Annotated in this window: 16 protein-coding genes; all 16 read right to left on the reverse strand. The window is 58.9% G+C overall.

Features of this window, described 5'->3' with window-relative positions:
- Nucleotides 1-106: 106 nt before the first annotated feature.
- On the reverse strand, nt 107-1957 hold the full coding sequence (gene glmS, locus ACZZ0Q_RS23155) for a glutamine--fructose-6-phosphate transaminase (isomerizing) (protein ID WP_463540619.1): 1851 nt from the start codon (nt 1955-1957) through the stop codon (nt 107-109).
- Nucleotides 1958-1967: 10 nt separating this feature from the next.
- Complete coding sequence (locus tag ACZZ0Q_RS23160) at nt 1968-2738, reverse strand: DeoR/GlpR family DNA-binding transcription regulator (protein WP_463540618.1); 771 nt, start codon at nt 2736-2738, stop codon at nt 1968-1970.
- A 177-nt stretch (nt 2739-2915) separates the two neighbouring features.
- Nucleotides 2916-4274, reverse strand: a complete 1359-nt coding sequence (glmU, locus tag ACZZ0Q_RS23165) for a bifunctional UDP-N-acetylglucosamine diphosphorylase/glucosamine-1-phosphate N-acetyltransferase GlmU (protein ID WP_463540617.1) — start codon at nt 4272-4274, stop codon at nt 2916-2918.
- A gap of 179 nt (nt 4275-4453) precedes the next feature.
- Nucleotides 4454-4879, reverse strand: coding sequence for a F0F1 ATP synthase subunit epsilon (locus ACZZ0Q_RS23170; RefSeq protein WP_122449889.1), 426 nt, complete (start codon nt 4877-4879; stop codon nt 4454-4456).
- Between the two features lie 44 nt (nt 4880-4923).
- Nucleotides 4924-6300 (reverse strand): F0F1 ATP synthase subunit beta, encoded by a 1377-nt coding sequence (gene atpD, locus ACZZ0Q_RS23175; RefSeq protein ID WP_122449890.1) that lies wholly within the window; start codon nt 6298-6300, stop codon nt 4924-4926.
- Nucleotides 6301-6330: 30 nt separating this feature from the next.
- Nucleotides 6331-7191, reverse strand: a complete 861-nt coding sequence (gene atpG, locus ACZZ0Q_RS23180; protein ID WP_122492288.1) for a F0F1 ATP synthase subunit gamma — start codon at nt 7189-7191, stop codon at nt 6331-6333.
- Between the two features lie 61 nt (nt 7192-7252).
- Entirely contained in the window at nt 7253-8797 is a 1545-nt protein-coding gene (gene atpA, locus ACZZ0Q_RS23185) for a F0F1 ATP synthase subunit alpha (protein ID WP_122492287.1), read from the reverse strand.
- Nucleotides 8798-8818: 21 nt separating this feature from the next.
- Nucleotides 8819-9355, reverse strand: coding sequence for a F0F1 ATP synthase subunit delta (locus ACZZ0Q_RS23190; protein WP_463540616.1), 537 nt, complete (start codon nt 9353-9355; stop codon nt 8819-8821).
- Nucleotides 9356-9369: 14 nt separating this feature from the next.
- Nucleotides 9370-9840 carry a F0F1 ATP synthase subunit B gene (locus ACZZ0Q_RS23195; RefSeq protein WP_122449894.1) on the reverse strand — a complete coding sequence of 157 codons (471 nt, stop codon included), beginning with the start codon at nt 9838-9840 and terminating at the stop codon, nt 9370-9372.
- A gap of 54 nt (nt 9841-9894) precedes the next feature.
- Entirely contained in the window at nt 9895-10152 is a 258-nt protein-coding gene (gene atpE / locus ACZZ0Q_RS23200) for a F0F1 ATP synthase subunit C (RefSeq protein WP_002555987.1), read from the reverse strand.
- 124 nt (nt 10153-10276) lie between these two features.
- Complete coding sequence (gene atpB / locus ACZZ0Q_RS23205) at nt 10277-11146, reverse strand: F0F1 ATP synthase subunit A (protein ID WP_463540615.1); 870 nt, start codon at nt 11144-11146, stop codon at nt 10277-10279.
- A gap of 16 nt (nt 11147-11162) precedes the next feature.
- Nucleotides 11163-11567, reverse strand: a complete 405-nt coding sequence (locus ACZZ0Q_RS23210) for a F0F1 ATP synthase subunit I (RefSeq protein WP_463540614.1) — start codon at nt 11565-11567, stop codon at nt 11163-11165.
- Between the two features lie 170 nt (nt 11568-11737).
- Nucleotides 11738-12610, reverse strand: a complete 873-nt coding sequence (locus ACZZ0Q_RS23215) for a ParB/RepB/Spo0J family partition protein (protein ID WP_463540613.1) — start codon at nt 12608-12610, stop codon at nt 11738-11740.
- 9 nt (nt 12611-12619) lie between these two features.
- A complete protein-coding gene (locus ACZZ0Q_RS23220; RefSeq protein WP_463540612.1) occupies nt 12620-13408 on the reverse strand; it encodes a ParA family protein in 789 nt (262 codons plus the stop codon).
- Between the two features lie 18 nt (nt 13409-13426).
- Nucleotides 13427-14074 carry a 16S rRNA (guanine(527)-N(7))-methyltransferase RsmG gene (gene rsmG / locus ACZZ0Q_RS23225; RefSeq protein ID WP_463540611.1) on the reverse strand — a complete coding sequence of 216 codons (648 nt, stop codon included), beginning with the start codon at nt 14072-14074 and terminating at the stop codon, nt 13427-13429.
- A complete protein-coding gene (gene mnmG, locus ACZZ0Q_RS23230; protein ID WP_463540610.1) occupies nt 14074-15966 on the reverse strand; it encodes a tRNA uridine-5-carboxymethylaminomethyl(34) synthesis enzyme MnmG in 1893 nt (630 codons plus the stop codon). The genes rsmG and mnmG overlap by 1 nt, the downstream gene beginning before the upstream one ends.
- Nucleotides 15967-16187: the final 221 nt, after the last annotated feature.

Raw genomic sequence — 16187 nt, forward strand, 5'->3', positions numbered from 1 at the left:
ATGAGTTGTAATAGTTAACCGCAGGTTTCAGAGGCGGAGCGGACGGAATAGTTCGTTGTGCGGGACGAAGCGGCTGTGGATAAGTGTTATCCACAGCCGCTTTCGGTTATTCCACCGTCACGCTTTTGGCCAGGTTGCGCGGCTGGTCGACGTCGGTGCCGCGCAGCACCGCCACGTAGTACGAGAGTAATTGCAGCGGCACGGTGTAGAGAATCGGCGCCAGCGCGTCGCAGATGTGCGGCATGTTCACCACATGCGTGCCTTCGCCATTGCTCATGCCGGCCTGGCCGTCGGCGAACACGATCAGCTCGCCGCCACGGGCGCGCACTTCCTGCAGGTTCGATTTGAGCTTTTCCAGCAACTCGTTGTTCGGCGCCACGGTCACTACTGGCATGTCGCTGTCGACCAGCGCCAACGGGCCGTGCTTGAGCTCACCAGCCGGATAAGCCTCGGCGTGGATGTACGAAATTTCCTTGAGCTTCAAGGCACCTTCCATCGCCACTGGATATTGCGCGCCACGGCCGAGGAACAGGGCATGGTGTTTTTCGGCGAACAGCTCGGCGATTTTTTCCACCGTGGCGTCCATGGCCAGCGCTTCACCCAGGCGGGTGGGCAGGCGGCGCAGTTCATCCACCAGGCCGGCTTCTACGCCGGCAGCTAAGGTGCCGCGCACCTGGCCGAGGGACAGCGTGAGCAGCATCAATGCCACCAGCTGGGTGGTGAATGCCTTGGTGGAGGCGACGCCGATTTCAGGGCCGGCCTGGGTTAGCAGCGTCAGGTCGGACTCGCGCACCAAAGAGCTGATGCCGACGTTGCAGATGGCCAGGCTCGCCAGGTAGCCGCCCGCATCTGCCGGTTTGGCTTTGCCGTTGCGCAGGGCGGCCAGCGTGTCGGCCGTTTCGCCCGATTGCGAAATGCTGACGAACAAGGTGCCCGGTTGCACCACCACTTTGCGGTAGCGGAATTCGCTGGCGACTTCGACTTGGCACGGGATGCCGGCAAACTCTTCGAGCCAGTAACGCGCGACCATGCCGGCGTGATAACTGGTGCCGCAGGCGACGATCTGTACGTTCTGAACCTTGCCAAACAGCTCGGCGGCTTGCGGGCCAAACGCCTGGACCAGCACGTGATCGGTGCCCAGACGACCCTCGAGGGTGCGTTGCACCACCACCGGTTGTTCGTGAATTTCCTTGAGCATGAAGTGACGGTAAGCGCCCTTGTCGGCCGCCTCGGCGCCTTCGTGGTATTGCACGCTTTCGCGAACCACCGGCTCGCCGGCCACGTTCCAGATCTGCACGCTGTCACGGTGGATTTCCGCGATATCGCCTTCTTCCAGATACATAAAACGGTCGGTGACCTGGCGCAGGGCCAGTTGGTCGGAGGCGAGGAAGTTTTCGCCCAGGCCCAGACCAATCACCAACGGGCTGCCGCTGCGGGCGGCGAGCAGACGATCAGGTTGCTTGGCGCTGATCACGGCCAAGCCATAAGCGCCGTGCAGTTCTTTAACGGTGGCTTTGAGCGCCACGGTGAGGTCGCCCAGCGCTTTCAGTTTGTGGTCGAGCAGGTGGACGATCACTTCGGTGTCGGTATCGGAAGTGAACACGTAGCCGAGCGCTTGCAGTTGTTTGCGCAGCACTTCGTGGTTTTCGATGATGCCGTTGTGCACCACGGCCAGGTCGCTGCCGGAGAAATGCGGGTGGGCGTTGCGCTCGCTTGGCGCGCCATGGGTGGCCCAACGGGTGTGGGCAATGCCAAGGCGGCCGGCGAGGGGTTCGGCGGCCAGCGCTTGTTCCAGCTCGCCAACCTTGCCGACGCGACGGCGGCGCTCAAGCACGTTGTCGTTGCTGAAAACCGCCAGCCCTGCGCTGTCGTAGCCGCGGTATTCCAGACGTTTCAGGCCTTCCAGCAGGATGGCGGTGATGGTGCGTTCAGCCACTGCGCCGACGATGCCACACATACATTTCTCCTTAAGCTTGCAACGCCGCGCAGATCACATTGACCCCACGCGCGCTGATGGATGCGCGCGTCTCACTGTCGAGACGGTCATCGGTGATGAGGGTTTGGACGCTGCTCCAGGGCAGTTCCAGGTTGGGAATCTTGCGGCCGATTTTGTCGGACTCGACCATAACGATGACCTCACGGGCCACCTCAGCCATCACGCGGCTCAGGCCCAGCAATTCGTTGAACGTGGTGGTGCCGCGCGCCAGGTCGATGCCGTCGGCGCCGATAAACAATTGGTCGAAATCGTAGGAGCGCAGCACCTGCTCGGCGACCTGGCCTTGGAAAGACTCGGAGTGCGGGTCCCAGGTGCCGCCGGTCATCAGCAACACGGGTTCATGCTCAAGCTCGCTAAGGGCGCGGGCGACGTTCAGGGAATTGGTCATGACCACCAGGCCGGGCTTGTGACCGAGCTGGGGAATCATGGCGGCGGTCGTGGTGCCGCTGTCGATGATGATGCGCGCGTGTTCTTTGATACAGGCGACGCCGGCGCGGGCGATGGCGTGTTTGTACTGGGAAACGGGCTGCGCGCTGTCGGCAATCAATTCCTGCGGCATGGGGATCGCGCCACCGTAGCGGCGTAGCAGCAAACCGTTGCTTTCAAGGGCCGCGAGATCTTTGCGAATGGTGACTTCGGACGTGCTAAACGCTTTGGACAGCTCATCGACACTCACCTCGCCGTGCTCGGAAAGCAGGGCGAGGATGGTGTGGCGACGTTGCGGTGTGTTGCGTTTGGACATGCGCTAAGTTTCGATTCGAAAGATAAGTGCGCGAATCAAAACAAAACGAAGGTTTTGCGTCAAGCGTGAAGTTTCGGGTTTTGTAGGAGCGAGCTTGCTCGCGAAGCGGTTCCTGCGTGAACGGCGGCATCAAACGCTTCGCAAGCAAGCTCGCTTCTACGCGCCTACCTCAAGCTGCTATTTCTTGACCGGACGCTTCCAGCCGTCGATGTTGCGCTGTTTGGCGCGGCCGACGCCGAGGGTTTCTGCAGGAATGTCGGCGGTGATCACGGAGCCGGCGCCTGTGGTGGCGCCGTCGCCGAGGGTGACCGGCGCTACCAGTGCGCTGTTGGAGCCAATGAACACGTCGGCGCCCAACACGGTGCGGTGCTTGTTGGCGCCGTCGTAGTTGCAGGTGATGGTGCCGGCGCCGATGTTGGTGCGGGCGCCAATTTCAGCGTCGCCCAGGTAACTCAGGTGGCCGGCTTTGGCGCCTTCACCCAAGACCGCGTTCTTAAGCTCGACGAAGTTACCCACATGGGCCTTGGCGCCTAGAACCGAGCCGGGACGCAGGCGGGCAAACGGGCCGCAGTCAGCGCCTTCGCCCATCTCGGCACCTTCCAGGTGGCTGTTGGCTTTGACGACGGCGCCGTTACGCAGCGTGCTGTTTTTGATCACGCAGTTCGGGCCGATCTGAACGTTGTCTTCGATAACGACGCGGCCTTCGAGGATGACGTTGATGTCGATGAGTACGTCGCGGCCGACGGTAACTTCGCCACGCACATCGAAACGGGCAGGGTCGATTAGCGTCACGCCCTGGGCCATCAGGCGGCGCGCGGCACGGTATTGATAGTGCCGCTCAAGTTGCGCCAGTTGGATGCGGTCGTTGGCGCCGAGTACTTCCATTTCGTCGTTGGCTTGCTCGGTGGCAACCACCAGCCCATCGGCGACGGCCATGGCGATTACGTCGGTGAGGTAGTACTCGCCTTGGGCGTTGCTGTTGGACAGCCGACCCAGCCACTCGGCCAGGCGCTTGCCGGGTACGGCGAGAATGCCAGTGTTGCCTTCGCGAATGGCCCGTTGGGCGTCGTTGGCGTCTTTGTGTTCGACGATGGCCTGCACGCTGCCCTGCGCGTTGCGCACGATACGGCCGTAACCGGTGGGGTCGGCGAGTTCGACGGTGAGCAAACCCAACTGCTGGTCAGTGACCAGGGCCAACAGGCGCTGCAAGGTTTGCTCTTCAATCAACGGCACGTCGCCGTAAAGAATCAGCACTTTTTCAGCGCTGAGTTTGGGCAGCGCCTGGGCCACGGCATGACCGGTGCCGAGTTGTTCGGCTTGCAGCACGAAAGAGAGGTCGGCGGCGGCCAGCTGCTCGCGAACCTTGTCCGCACCATGGCCAATCACCACTTGAAGGCTGCTGGGCTGCAGCTGGCGGGCGGTGTCGATAACGTGTCCGAGCATGGATTTACCGGCGATGGGGTGCAGCACTTTCGGCAACGCCGAACGCATGCGGGTGCCTTGGCCGGCGGCGAGGATGACGATATCGAGTGGCATGGGGGAGGGGTCCTGAGCAGGTTGAAAATGGGTTCGGCGAACGGGGTGTTCAGCGAGAAGTGCGCAAGAACTATCAGTAGCGATGAGCGTGCCCGGTAGGGCGAAAAAGCCAATTTCTGAAAAAGAAAAAGGGTAGCCAAGGCTACCCTTTTACTCGATCGCGATGAAGCGCTGCGGGGTTAGCCGCCGAACTTCTTGCGAATTTGCTGAACGGTGCGCAGCTGGGCTGCAGCCTCGGCCAGACGGGCAGCGGCGGAACCGTAGTCGAACTCCGCGCCTTTCTCATGCAACGCTTTCTCAGCGGCTTTAACAGCCTCTTGAGCGGAAGCTTCATCCAGGTCGTCTGCACGTTGCACGGTGTCGGCCAAAACCTTAACCATGTTCGGTTGCACTTCCAGGAAACCACCGGAGATGTAGAACACCTCGGTGTCGCCGCCTTGCTTGATCAGGCGAATCGGGCCCGGCTTCAAAGCAGTGATCAGCGGGGCGTGACCCATGGCGATACCAAGATCACCCAAGAGACCGCTCGCAACCACCATCTCCACCAGACCGGAGAAGATTTCGCCTTCTGCGCTGACGATATCGCAATGGACTGTCATAGCCATTTGCTTGCCTCAACCTGATTAGCGCCCGTTTCCGGGCGCTGGGATTACAGTTTCTTGGCTTTCTCGATAGCTTCTTCGATGCTGCCGACCATGTAGAACGCTTGTTCTGGCAGGTGGTCGTAGTCACCGTTGAGGATGCCTTTGAAGCCAGCAATGGTGTCTTTCAGGGAAACGTATTTGCCCGAAGCACCGGTGAAGACTTCAGCCACGAAGAACGGCTGCGACAAGAAGCGCTGAATTTTACGAGCGCGGGATACCAACTGCTTGTCGGTTTCCGACAGCTCGTCCATACCCAGGATCGCGATGATGTCTTTCAGCTCTTTGTAGCGCTGCAGAACGTACTGAACGCCGCGAGCGGTGTCGTAGTGGTCCTGGCCAATTACGTTCGGGTCCAGCTGGCGCGAAGTCGAGTCCAGTGGATCGACCGCTGGGTAGATACCCAGGGAGGCGATGTCACGGGACAGAACGACGGTGGCGTCCAAGTGGGCGAAGGTGGTCGCTGGCGACGGGTCGGTCAAGTCGTCCGCTGGTACGTATACCGCTTGGATCGAGGTGATCGAACCTTGCTTGGTCGAAGTAATACGTTCTTGCAGAACGCCCATCTCTTCGGCCAGGGTCGGTTGGTAACCTACTGCAGAAGGCATACGGCCCAGCAGTGCGGATACTTCGGTACCGGCGAGGGTGTAACGGTAGATGTTGTCGACGAACAGCAGAACGTCGTTACCTTCGTCACGGAATTTCTCGGCCATGGTCAGACCAGTCAACGCTACGCGCAGACGGTTGCCTGGTGGCTCGTTCATCTGACCGTAGACCAAGGCTACTTTGTCGAGAACGTTGGAGTCCTTCATCTCGTGGTAGAAGTCGTTACCCTCACGAGTACGCTCACCCACACCAGCAAACACGGAATAACCGCTGTGCTCGATGGCGATGTTACGGATCAGCTCCATCATGTTTACGGTTTTACCAACACCGGCACCACCGAACAGACCGACCTTGCCGCCTTTGGCAAACGGGCAAACCAGGTCGATAACCTTGATGCCAGTTTCCAGCAGGTCGTTGCCGCCAGCTTGTTCCGCGAAGGAAGGAGCCGGGCGGTGAATGCCCCAGCGCTCTTCTTCGCCGATCGGACCGGCTTCGTCGATTGGGTTGCCCAGTACGTCCATGATGCGGCCCAGGGTCGCTTTACCGACCGGTACCGAAATGGCTGCGCCAGTGTTGTTGACGTCCAGACCGCGCTTCAAGCCTTCGGTCGAGCCCATCGCAATGGTACGAACCACGCCGTCGCCCAGCTGCTGCTGAACTTCGAGGGTGGTTTCGGCGCCTTGAACTTTCAAGGCGTCGTAGATGCTCGGAACCTGATCACGTGGGAATTCCACGTCAATCACGGCGCCGATGATTTGTACGATACGTCCGCTACTCATAGCTGGATCCTCTGAATATTTGAACCGGTATCAAACCGCGGCAGCGCCGCCAACGATTTCCGAGATCTCTTGGGTGATCGCCGCCTGACGTGCCTTGTTGTAGATCAGCTGCAAATCGCTGATCAGATCACCGGCGTTGTCAGTCGCATTCTTCATCGCGATCATCCGGGCCGCTTGTTCAGCAGCGTTGTTCTCGACCACCGCCTGGTAAACCTGCGACTCCACGTAGCGCACCATCAGGCCGTCAAGCAGCTCTTTGGCGTCGGGTTCGTAGAGGTAGTCCCAGTGATGCTTGAGATCTTGATCCGGATCGGCTTCCAGCGGAATCAACTGCTCCACTGTCGGCTTCTGCGTCATCGTGTTGACGAACTTGTTGGAAACCACGGACAGGCGATCAATACGGCCATCCAGGTAGGCATCCAGCATCACCTTGACGCTGCCGATCAGATCATTGATCGACGGCTCTTCGCCCAGGTGGCTGATTGCAGCGACGACGTTACCGCCGAAGTTGCGGAAAAACGCCGCACCCTTGCTGCCTACTACGCAGATATCGATCTCTACGCCGTTCTCGCGGTTTACCGCCATGTCCTTGACCAAGGCCTTGAACAGGTTGGTATTCAAGCCACCGCACAGACCACGGTCACTGCTCACTACGACATAACCGACGCGCTTAACTTCGCGGTTGATCATGAACGGGTGGCGGTATTCCGGGTTAGCGTTGGCCAGATGACCAATCACCTGGCGGATACGCTCCGCGTAAGGACGGCTGGCAGCCATGCGCATTTGTGCTTTGCGCATCTTGCTGACAGCGACCTTTTCCATGGCGCTGGTGATCTTTTGCGTGCTTTTGATGCTCGCAATCTTGCTGCGAATCTCTTTTGCGCCTGCCATGCAACACCTATATAGGTACACCTATCGGCTAGCAGGATGGGGGCCGCAGCCCCCATCGCACTTACCAGGTTTGGGTGGCTTTGAACTTCTCGATACCGGCTTTCATGCCCGCGTCGATTTCGTCGTTGAAGTCACCCTTCACGTTGATCTTGGCCATCAGATCGGCCAAGTCGCGGTTGAAGTAAGCAATCAGAGCCTGTTCAAAGCTGCCGATTTTCGCGATCTCGACGTCGACCAGGTAGCCACGTTCAGCGGCATACAGGGACAACGCCATGTCGGCGGTGGACATCGGCGCGTATTGCTTCTGCTTCATCAGCTCGGTAACACGCTGACCATGCTCAAGCTGCTTACGGGTGGCTTCGTCCAGGTCAGAAGCGAACTGGGCGAATGCCGCCAATTCACGGTACTGAGCCAGAGCGGTACGGATACCACCGGAGAGCTTCTTGATGATCTTGGTCTGAGCAGCACCACCTACACGCGATACCGATACACCGGCGTTCACTGCCGGGCGGATGCCGGAGTTGAACATTGCCGATTCCAGGAAGATCTGACCGTCGGTGATGGAAATCACGTTGGTCGGAACGAACGCGGAAACGTCGCCAGCTTGGGTTTCGATGATTGGCAGAGCGGTCAGGGAACCGGTTTTGCCTGTTACGGCGCCGTTGGTGAACTTCTCTACGTACTCTTCGGATACGCGGGAAGCGCGTTCCAGCAGACGGCTGTGGAGATAGAACACGTCGCCTGGGTAGGCTTCGCGGCCTGGCGGACGGCGCAGAAGCAGGGAGATTTGGCGATACGCCACAGCCTGCTTGGACAGATCGTCATAAACGATCAGCGCGTCTTCACCGCGGTCACGGAAGTATTCGCCCATGGTGCAGCCGGCGTACGGTGCAATGAATTGCAGCGCAGCGGATTCGGAAGCACTGGCCGCGACGATGATGGTGTTAGCCAACGCGCCGTTTTCTTCCAGTTTGCGAACCACGTTGGCGATGGTCGATTGCTTCTGACCGATAGCCACGTATACGCAACGGATGCCGCTGTTTTTCTGGTTGATGATGGCGTCGATGGCCAGAGCGGTTTTACCGATCTGACGGTCACCGATGATCAGCTCACGCTGACCGCGACCAACCGGGATCATGGCATCGACGGCCTTGTAGCCAGTTTGCACTGGCTGGTCGACCGATTTACGCCAGATCACGCCCGGTGCAACCTTTTCAACCGCGTCGGTAGCGACGTTGTTCAGCGGACCTTTACCGTCGACAGGATTACCCAGGGCATCGACTACGCGACCCAGCAGTTCCGGACCAACCGGAACCTCGAGGATGCGGCCGGTGCACTTGGCGCTCATGCCTTCAGCCAGCGACTGGTACTGCCCCAGAACCACGGCGCCGACGGAGTCGCGCTCAAGGTTCATGGCCATGCCATAGACGCCGCCCGGGAACTCGATCATTTCACCGTACATAGCGTCGGCGAGACCGTGAATACGCACGATGCCGTCGGAAACGCTGACGATGGTGCCTTCGTTGCGGGCTTGGGAGGCCACATCGAGCTTGTCGATGCGACCCTTGATGATTTCACTAATTTCGGAAGGATTGAGTTGCTGCATTGCTCTGCTGCCCCTTCAAACTCAAAGTTTCAATGCTTCGGCTAGTTTCGCGATTTTGCCGCGAACTGAGCCATCGATAACCAGGTCGCCGGCGCGGATTACGACGCCACCAATAAGGCTGGCATCCTCCGCAGCGTGCAGGCGCACTTCCCGGCCGAGCCGTGCACTGAGAACCTTGGCGAGTTTGTCTTGCTGTTCGTCGTTCAATGCAAAAGCACTGACTACATCCACATCGACCGATTTTTCCTGCTCGGCTTTCAACAGCTCGAACAATTCGGCGATTTGCGGCAGCAGCGCGAGACGATTGTTCTCGGCTAATACCTGGATGAAGTTCTGTACCTTGGCATCGAACTTGTCACCACACACCTCAATGAAGGCGGTGGCCTTGTCTGTACTCGTCAAACGCGGGGCCGTGAGCACGCGCTGTACGGTGGGGTCTTGCGACACCTCCGCAGCCAGGCCGAGCATGGCTGACCAATTGGCCAGTTGCTGGTGGGCCTGAGCGTACTCAAAAGCTGCCTTGGCGTAAGGTCGGGCCAACGTGGTCAGTTCTGCCATGATCGCGCCCTCGCTTAAATTTCGGCTGCCAGTTTGGAAACCAGCTCCGCATGCGCGTTTTGGTCGATAGTGGCGCCCAGAATCTTCTCAGCACCGCTGATCGCCAAGCCACCCAGTTGGGCACGCAGGGCGTCTTTGACGCTGTTCAGTTCCTGTTCAATCTCGGCCTGAGCCTGAGCCTTCAGGCGCTCACCTTCAACACGGGCCTGATCGCGAGCTTCGTCGACGATCTGGGTAGCGCGCTTTTTGGCTTGCTCAATGATTTCAGCTGCCTGAGTTTTGGCTTCGCGCAGTTGCTGACCCACTTTCTCGTGGGCGAGCTCCAAATCGCGAGCCGCACGGCTTGCAGCGTCCAGTCCATCAGCAATCTTCTTTTGACGCTCTTGCAAAGCCGCGATGACCGGAGGCCACACGTACTTCATGCAGAAGAGCACAAAGATGAAGAAGGCAACGGACTGGCCAATCAGGGTTGCATTAATGTTCACGCCAACACCTCGCTCGTTCGTTGTCCGTCAAACCAATCACTCAAAAATGAGTGATTAGCCTGCAAGTTGACCAACGAAGGGGTTCGCGAAGGTGAAGAACAGTGCGATACCAACACCGATCATGGTCACGGCGTCCAGCAGGCCAGCGACGATGAACATTTTAACTTGCAGCATCGGAACCATTTCCGGTTGACGCGCAGCGCCTTCCAGGAATTTGCCGCCCAGCAGGCCGAAACCAATGGCGGTACCCAGGGCACCCAGGCCAATCAGCAGAGCTACGGCGATCGCGGTCAGACCAACTACAGTTTCCATCTTTCCTCCCGACTTTTTATGTCGTATTGGTTAGTTTTTAAGGTAAAGCGGTAAAGCAAACTTGCTCGCCCTTGCGGGCTGCGGCCCCAGGCAGAGGCCGCTCACTGCCAGCGCTTGCGCGCTATCAGTGGTTGTCTTCGTGCGCCATCGACAGATAAACGATGGTGAGCATCATGAAGATGAACGCTTGCAGGGTGATGATCAGAATGTGGAACACCGCCCATGCCCACTGCAGCGCCACACCCAGGCCGCTCAGCCACAACAGACCACTGCCGAACATCACAGCGATCAGAATGAACACCAGCTCACCGGCGTACATGTTGCCGAACAACCGCAGTGCCAACGAAATAGGCTTGGCAATCAGGGTGACGAACTCCAGCAGGAAGTTAACCGGGATCAGAAGAATCTGAACGGCGATGTTCTTACTGCCGAATGGGTGCAGGGTCAGTTCACCGATGAAGCCACCGATGCCTTTGACTTTAATGCTGTAGTAAATGATCAGCGCGAACACCGAGAACGCCATGCCAAGGGTGGCATTCGGGTCAGTAGTGGATACAGCGCGGAAGGGAATGTGGTGATCGCCGGAGATCAGGATGGCCAGTTGTGGAATCCAGTCCACAGGCACCAGGTCGACGGCGTTCATCAGGAACACCCAGACGAAAATGGTCAGAGCCAGGGGCGCGATAACCTTGTTGCGGCCGTGGAAGCTGTCCTTAACGCTGGTGTCGACAAACTCAATCATCACTTCAACGAAGTTCTGAAAACCGCCAGGCTGGCCGGAAGTGGCTTTCTTTGCAGCCATGCGGAACAACAGGATGAAGATCAGACCCAAGGCTACGGACCAGCCCAGGGTGTCTACGTGAAAAGCCCAGAAGCCCATTTCTTTGGCTTCTTGTGCGGTGTGGGCAAAGCCCCAATCGCCGCTTGGCAGTTTCCCAAAGGTCAGGTTCTGCAAGTGGTGCTGGATGTAGCCCGAAGCGGTCTGTTCTGCCATGTGTGCCTCAAACGCCCTAAGGTCTCAAAAATCTTGTTGTAAGCAGGGGAGCAAACCAATTGACCAACTGGGTCAGGAGGAAAACGCCGAATACCGCCAGCGCATCCAGAGGCTTCACCCCTGCAAAGGTCAGTGCAAACAGCACTGCCGTCAGAATCAACTTGCCCGCTTCGCCGGCATAAAAAGACCGGACTATCGCTTGGGCTGCCCGGGCTCCGGTGAATCGGAACGCCTTATGGGCAAAGTAAATATTCGGCAACCATGCAATCACACCGCCGAGCGCGCCAGAGTAACCACTTACCGCGCCGCGCCATTGCCACAAAACGACGGCTGCGATTAGCAATACGACGAGTTGAACCAACAACACGGGGAACACCGGCAAACGATGGAAGGGCAGGCGGTTGGGCGTGCGGGCATCCATCAACTGTCTCCGGCTTTCGGCCTCTGGTGTCTGTCGCTGTAAATCAACGACTTGGCATAGTTTGTGCCGACAAAATGCGCGCAGAGTATAGGGGGCGTTCCCCCCCTATTCAACTGCCCGGTAGTGATTTCCGACTACACGCTACATGACTAATTATGTCGGGAAAGGCTTCACTTGATGTGGGCCAAGACGCCTTGTAACTCGTCTAACGAGTTGTAGCGTATGACCAACTGACCCTTACCCTTCTGCCCATGCTTGATCTGTACCGGCGAGCCCAGCCGCTCTGCGAGGCGCTGTTCAAGCCGGCTGATATCGGGATCAGCTTTAGGCACTGTAGTCGGTTTCTCTTTTGTGCTCATCCACTGACGAACCAGTGCCTCAGTTTGGCGCACGGTCAGCGCTCGTGCGACAACGTGTCGCGCCCCTTCGACCTGCTGTTCTGCCGGTAAACCGAGCAGCGCGCGGGCGTGGCCCATTTCCAGATCACCGTGGGAAAGCAGCGTTTTGATTTCCTCGGGAAGGGAGATCAGGCGCAGCAGATTGGTGATGGTGACGCGCGACTTGCCGACCGCTTCAGCGACTTGCTGTTGGGTCAGTTGGAATTCTTGCTGCAACCGCTGCAAGGCAACGGCCTCTTCGATCGGGTTGAGGTCTTCGCGCTGGATGTTTTCGATCAGTGCCATGGCAATGGCCGCTTCATCCGGCACCTCGCGAACCATGGCCGGAATCTTGTCCAGTCCGGCTTGCTGGCTGGCACGCCAACGGCGTTCACCAGCGATAATTTCAAACCGGCCGTTACCGATAGGGCGCACCACAATCGGTTGCATCACGCCCTGAGCGCGGATGGACTGCGCCAGCTCTTCGAGGGCTGTGGCGTCCATGTCGCGCCGAGGTTGGTATTTGCCGCGCTGAATCAGATCCAGTGGCACGTATTGCAGCTCACGGGTGTCGACGTGCGCGGCTTCTTCTTGCAAAGCGTTAACGCTGGTACCGCCCAGCAGGGCGTCCAGTCCGCGTCCGAGACCTCGTTTTTTGCTGGCCATGGATAATCCTTATGCTTTTGCGGTTCGGGTGGCGCTGCGCTGACGCCGGGACAATTCACCGGCCAGTGCCAAGTAGGCGAGGGCGCCACGGGATTGCTTGTCGTACGCCAAGGCCGGCATGCCAAAACTCGGCGCCTCGGCCAGACGCACGTTACGGGGAATGACGGTGTCGTACAGCTGGTCGCCAAAGTGCGCTTTTAGCTGTGCGGACACATCGTTGGTAAGGCTGATGCGCGGGTCGTACATGGTGCGCAGCAGGCCTTCGATTTTCAGCGAAGGGTTAAGCAATTTGCCAATGCGTTGGATCGAGTTGACCAGATCGGTCAGCCCTTCGAGCGCGTAGTACTCGCACTGCATCGGAATAATCACGCCGTCGGCGGCCACCAAGGCATTGACCGTCAGCATCGACAGCGAAGGCGGGCAGTCGATGAGGATGTAATCGTAGTTTTCGCGGATGGGCGCCAGGGCTTCGCGCAGGCGGTTTTCCTTGGCAGGCATATCCAGCAAGGCCACTTCGGCAGCGGTCAGATCGCGGTTCGCCGGAAGCAGCTGATAGCCGCCGTGCTCGGAAAACTGCATGGCTTGCGCCAGGTCGCACTCGCCGATCAGCACGTCGTATATCGAATGCTCCAGCGCCAACTTATCCACACCGCTGCCGGTGGTGGCGTTGCCCTGTGGATCCAGATCGATCAGCAGCACACGGCGCTTGGTTGCCACCAGCGATGCAGCGAGGTTGATGCATGTAGTGGTTTTGGCCACACCGCCTTTCTGGTTGGCGATGGCGATTACTTTAGCCATGGTCAGCGTCGGTCCCGATCATATGATGCGGCGCAGTATCAACAGATGCCGTTGACCTTGGCAACCGGGAACCTTGAGCACGTGCGTTGCGGCCAATTTAAAGTCGGCGGGCAGCGCTTGCAGCTCGTCGTCCGGGTGCACGCCCTTCATGGCTAACCAACGCGTTTCGGTGTCGCCCAGATGCCGTGTCCACTCGGAAAAATCCTGCAGCGAACTGAACGCGCGGGAGCAAATGCCGGCAAACGGCTGCGCCGGTGTGAACGCTTCGACGCGGCTGTGGATAACGTCCAGGTTCGAGAGTTTGAGCTCGAGCTTCACCTGGGTGAGAAAGCGCGTTTTCTTGCCATTGGAATCGAGCAGGGTGAACTGGCGGTCCGGGAACATGATTGCCAACGGAATGCCCGGCATGCCGCCGCCGCTGCCCACGTCCAGCCACGATGTTCCGCCCTCATCGACAAAGCGCACCACGCTCAGGCTGTCGAGCAGGTGGCGGGAAACCATTTCGTCCGGGTCGCGCACGGCGGTCAGGTTGTAGGCCTTGTTCCACTTGATCAGCAACGCGAGATAACCCAACAGGTGGGCGTGTTGCTGTTCGGTCAGTGCAACGCCCAGTTCGGCAGCGCCACGGGACAATTCTTCAGCATGTTGGGCAGTAACCGAAGACATCAGGCGCTTTGCTCCAGCTCACGACCGGCGCTGCGCTTCTTCAAGTTGATCATCAACAAGGAAATCGCTGCTGGCGTTACGCCTGGAATGCGCGAGGCCTGGCCCAGCGTTTCCGGGCGACCTTGGCTGAGCTTGCTCTGAATTTCTTTGGAAAGACCGGCGATGGCGGTGTAGTCGATATCCGCTGGCAGCTTGGTGTTTTCGCTGGCACGCAGGCGGGCAATTTCGTCTTGCTGACGGTCAATGTAGCCGGCGTACTTGGTTTTGATTTCCACCTGCTCAGCAACCTGCGGATCGTCGTGGCCGGGGCCGGTTACGTCGATTAAGCCGGCGTAGTCCACTTCAGGACGGGTCAGCAGGCTCATCAGGTTGTACTCGTGGGTCAGCGGCGTTCCGAAGCGCGCGGCAATCGCATCGCCTTGCGGGGTGTTCGGGCGCACCCACGTGCTCTTGAGCCGTTGCTCCTCGCGGTCAATGCCTTCGCGCTTGGCGCAGAACGCCGCCCAACGCCGGTCGTCGACCAGGCCCAGCTCGCGGCCTTTTTCGGTGAGGCGCAGATCGGCGTTGTCTTCGCGCAAGATCAGGCGGTACTCGGCACGGGAGGTGAACATGCGGTACGGCTCTTGGGTGCCGAGGGTGATCAGGTCGTCGACCAACACGCCGATGTAGGCCTCGTCACGGCGCGGGCACCAACTGTCTCTGCCCTGCGCACGCAACGCAGCGTTGGCGCCGGCTAACAGGCCCTGAGCGCCGGCTTCTTCGTAACCGGTGGTGCCGTTGATCTGGCCGGCAAAGAACAGCCCGGCAATCACTTTGGTTTCGAGGCTGTATTTCAAATCGCGCGGATCGAAGTAGTCATACTCAATGGCGTAACCCGGGCGAACGATATGGGCGTTTTCCATGCCGCGGATTGAACGCACCAGCTCAAGCTGCACATCAAACGGCAGCGAGGTGGAAATACCGTTCGGATACAGCTCGTGGGTGTTCAAACCTTCGGGCTCGATAAACACCTGGTGGCTGTCCTTGTCGGCGAAGCGGTGAATCTTGTCTTCAATCGAGGGGCAGTAGCGTGGGCCAATGCCTTCGATCACGCCGGAATACATCGGCGACCGGTTGAGGTTCGCGGCAATGATTTCGTGGGTGCGGGCGTTGGTGTGAGTAATCCAGCAGCTCACTTGGCGCGGATGCTGTTCCTTGTTGCCAAGGAAGGACATCACCGGAATCGGCGTATCGCCCGGCTGTTCGGTCATAACCGAGAAATCCACCGAGCGGCCGTCGATGCGCGGCGGCGTACCGGTTTTCAGGCGGCCTACGCGCAACGGGTGTTCGCGCAGACGTTGAGCCAGCGCGAGGGAGGGCGGATCGCCTGCGCGCCCGCCGGAATGGTTTTGCAAGCCGATGTGGATAAGTCCGCCGAGGAAGGTGCCTGTGGTCAGCACTACGGATTCGGCGAAAAAGCGCAGCCCCATTTGCGTAACCACACCGCGAACCTGGTCCTGTTCAACGATCAGGTCGTCGCAGGATTGCTGGAATATCCACAGGTTGGGCTGGTTTTCCAGGGCTTCGCGAATCGCTGCTTTGTACAGCATGCGGTCGGCTTGGGCCCGGGTGGCGCGTACCGCTGGGCCTTTGCGGCTGTTGAGTACCCGGAACTGAATGCCAGCTTTGTCGGTGGCTTCTGCCATAGCGCCGCCCAGTGCGTCGATTTCCTTCACCAGATGGCTCTTGCCGATGCCACCAATCGCCGGGTTGCAGCTCATGTGTCCGAGCGTGTCGACGTTGTGGCTAAGCAACAAGGTTTTGACGCCCATCCGTGCCGCAGCGAGCGCTGCTTCAGTGCCGGCATGGCCGCCGCCGATAACGATGACATCAAAACGGGAAGGGAAATCCACCACGCACCTCGTGCCTGTTGAGAATTGGGGAGGCTTTTAACTGACCCGAAAAGGGGAAAAGCGGAAAGCCGGCAAGTATAGGGATTTACCCGAACTGAAAGAAGCCTTTTGAACAAAAAATAGCCAACCTCCTGGTGTGCTCGTGCCGGTCGTACACAGGGCTGTTAATAAATAGAGAGAAGAGAGAATTTTTTTAAAGCTTTGTTTTTATGTTTATTACT

It is taken from the genome of Pseudomonas sp. AC070, assembly GCF_979258635.1.

What these genes read in the sequence shown, in the direction of transcription:
- atpB (WP_463540615.1), bottom strand. Translation starts at nt 11,146, where the DNA reads ATGGCAGAACAGACCGCTTCGGGCTACATCCAGCACCACTTGCAGAAC.
- atpE (WP_002555987.1), bottom strand. Translation starts at nt 10,152, where the DNA reads ATGGAAACTGTAGTTGGTCTGACCGCGATCGCCGTAGCTCTGCTGATT.
- ACZZ0Q_RS23215 (WP_463540613.1), bottom strand. Translation starts at nt 12,610, where the DNA reads ATGGCCAGCAAAAAACGAGGTCTCGGACGCGGACTGGACGCCCTGCTG.
- glmS (WP_463540619.1), bottom strand. Translation starts at nt 1,957, where the DNA reads ATGTGTGGCATCGTCGGCGCAGTGGCTGAACGCACCATCACCGCCATC.
- glmU (WP_463540617.1), bottom strand. Translation starts at nt 4,274, where the DNA reads ATGCCACTCGATATCGTCATCCTCGCCGCCGGCCAAGGCACCCGCATG.
- ACZZ0Q_RS23190 (WP_463540616.1), bottom strand. Translation starts at nt 9,355, where the DNA reads ATGGCAGAACTGACCACGTTGGCCCGACCTTACGCCAAGGCAGCTTTT.
- atpA (WP_122492287.1), bottom strand. Translation starts at nt 8,797, where the DNA reads ATGCAGCAACTCAATCCTTCCGAAATTAGTGAAATCATCAAGGGTCGC.
- rsmG (WP_463540611.1), bottom strand. Translation starts at nt 14,074, where the DNA reads ATGTCTTCGGTTACTGCCCAACATGCTGAAGAATTGTCCCGTGGCGCT.
- atpD (WP_122449890.1), bottom strand. Translation starts at nt 6,300, where the DNA reads ATGAGTAGCGGACGTATCGTACAAATCATCGGCGCCGTGATTGACGTG.
- atpG (WP_122492288.1), bottom strand. Translation starts at nt 7,191, where the DNA reads ATGGCAGGCGCAAAAGAGATTCGCAGCAAGATTGCGAGCATCAAAAGC.
- ACZZ0Q_RS23210 (WP_463540614.1), bottom strand. Translation starts at nt 11,567, where the DNA reads ATGGATGCCCGCACGCCCAACCGCCTGCCCTTCCATCGTTTGCCGGTG.
- ACZZ0Q_RS23170 (WP_122449889.1), bottom strand. Translation starts at nt 4,879, where the DNA reads ATGGCTATGACAGTCCATTGCGATATCGTCAGCGCAGAAGGCGAAATC.
- ACZZ0Q_RS23220 (WP_463540612.1), bottom strand. Translation starts at nt 13,408, where the DNA reads ATGGCTAAAGTAATCGCCATCGCCAACCAGAAAGGCGGTGTGGCCAAA.
- ACZZ0Q_RS23160 (WP_463540618.1), bottom strand. Translation starts at nt 2,738, where the DNA reads ATGTCCAAACGCAACACACCGCAACGTCGCCACACCATCCTCGCCCTG.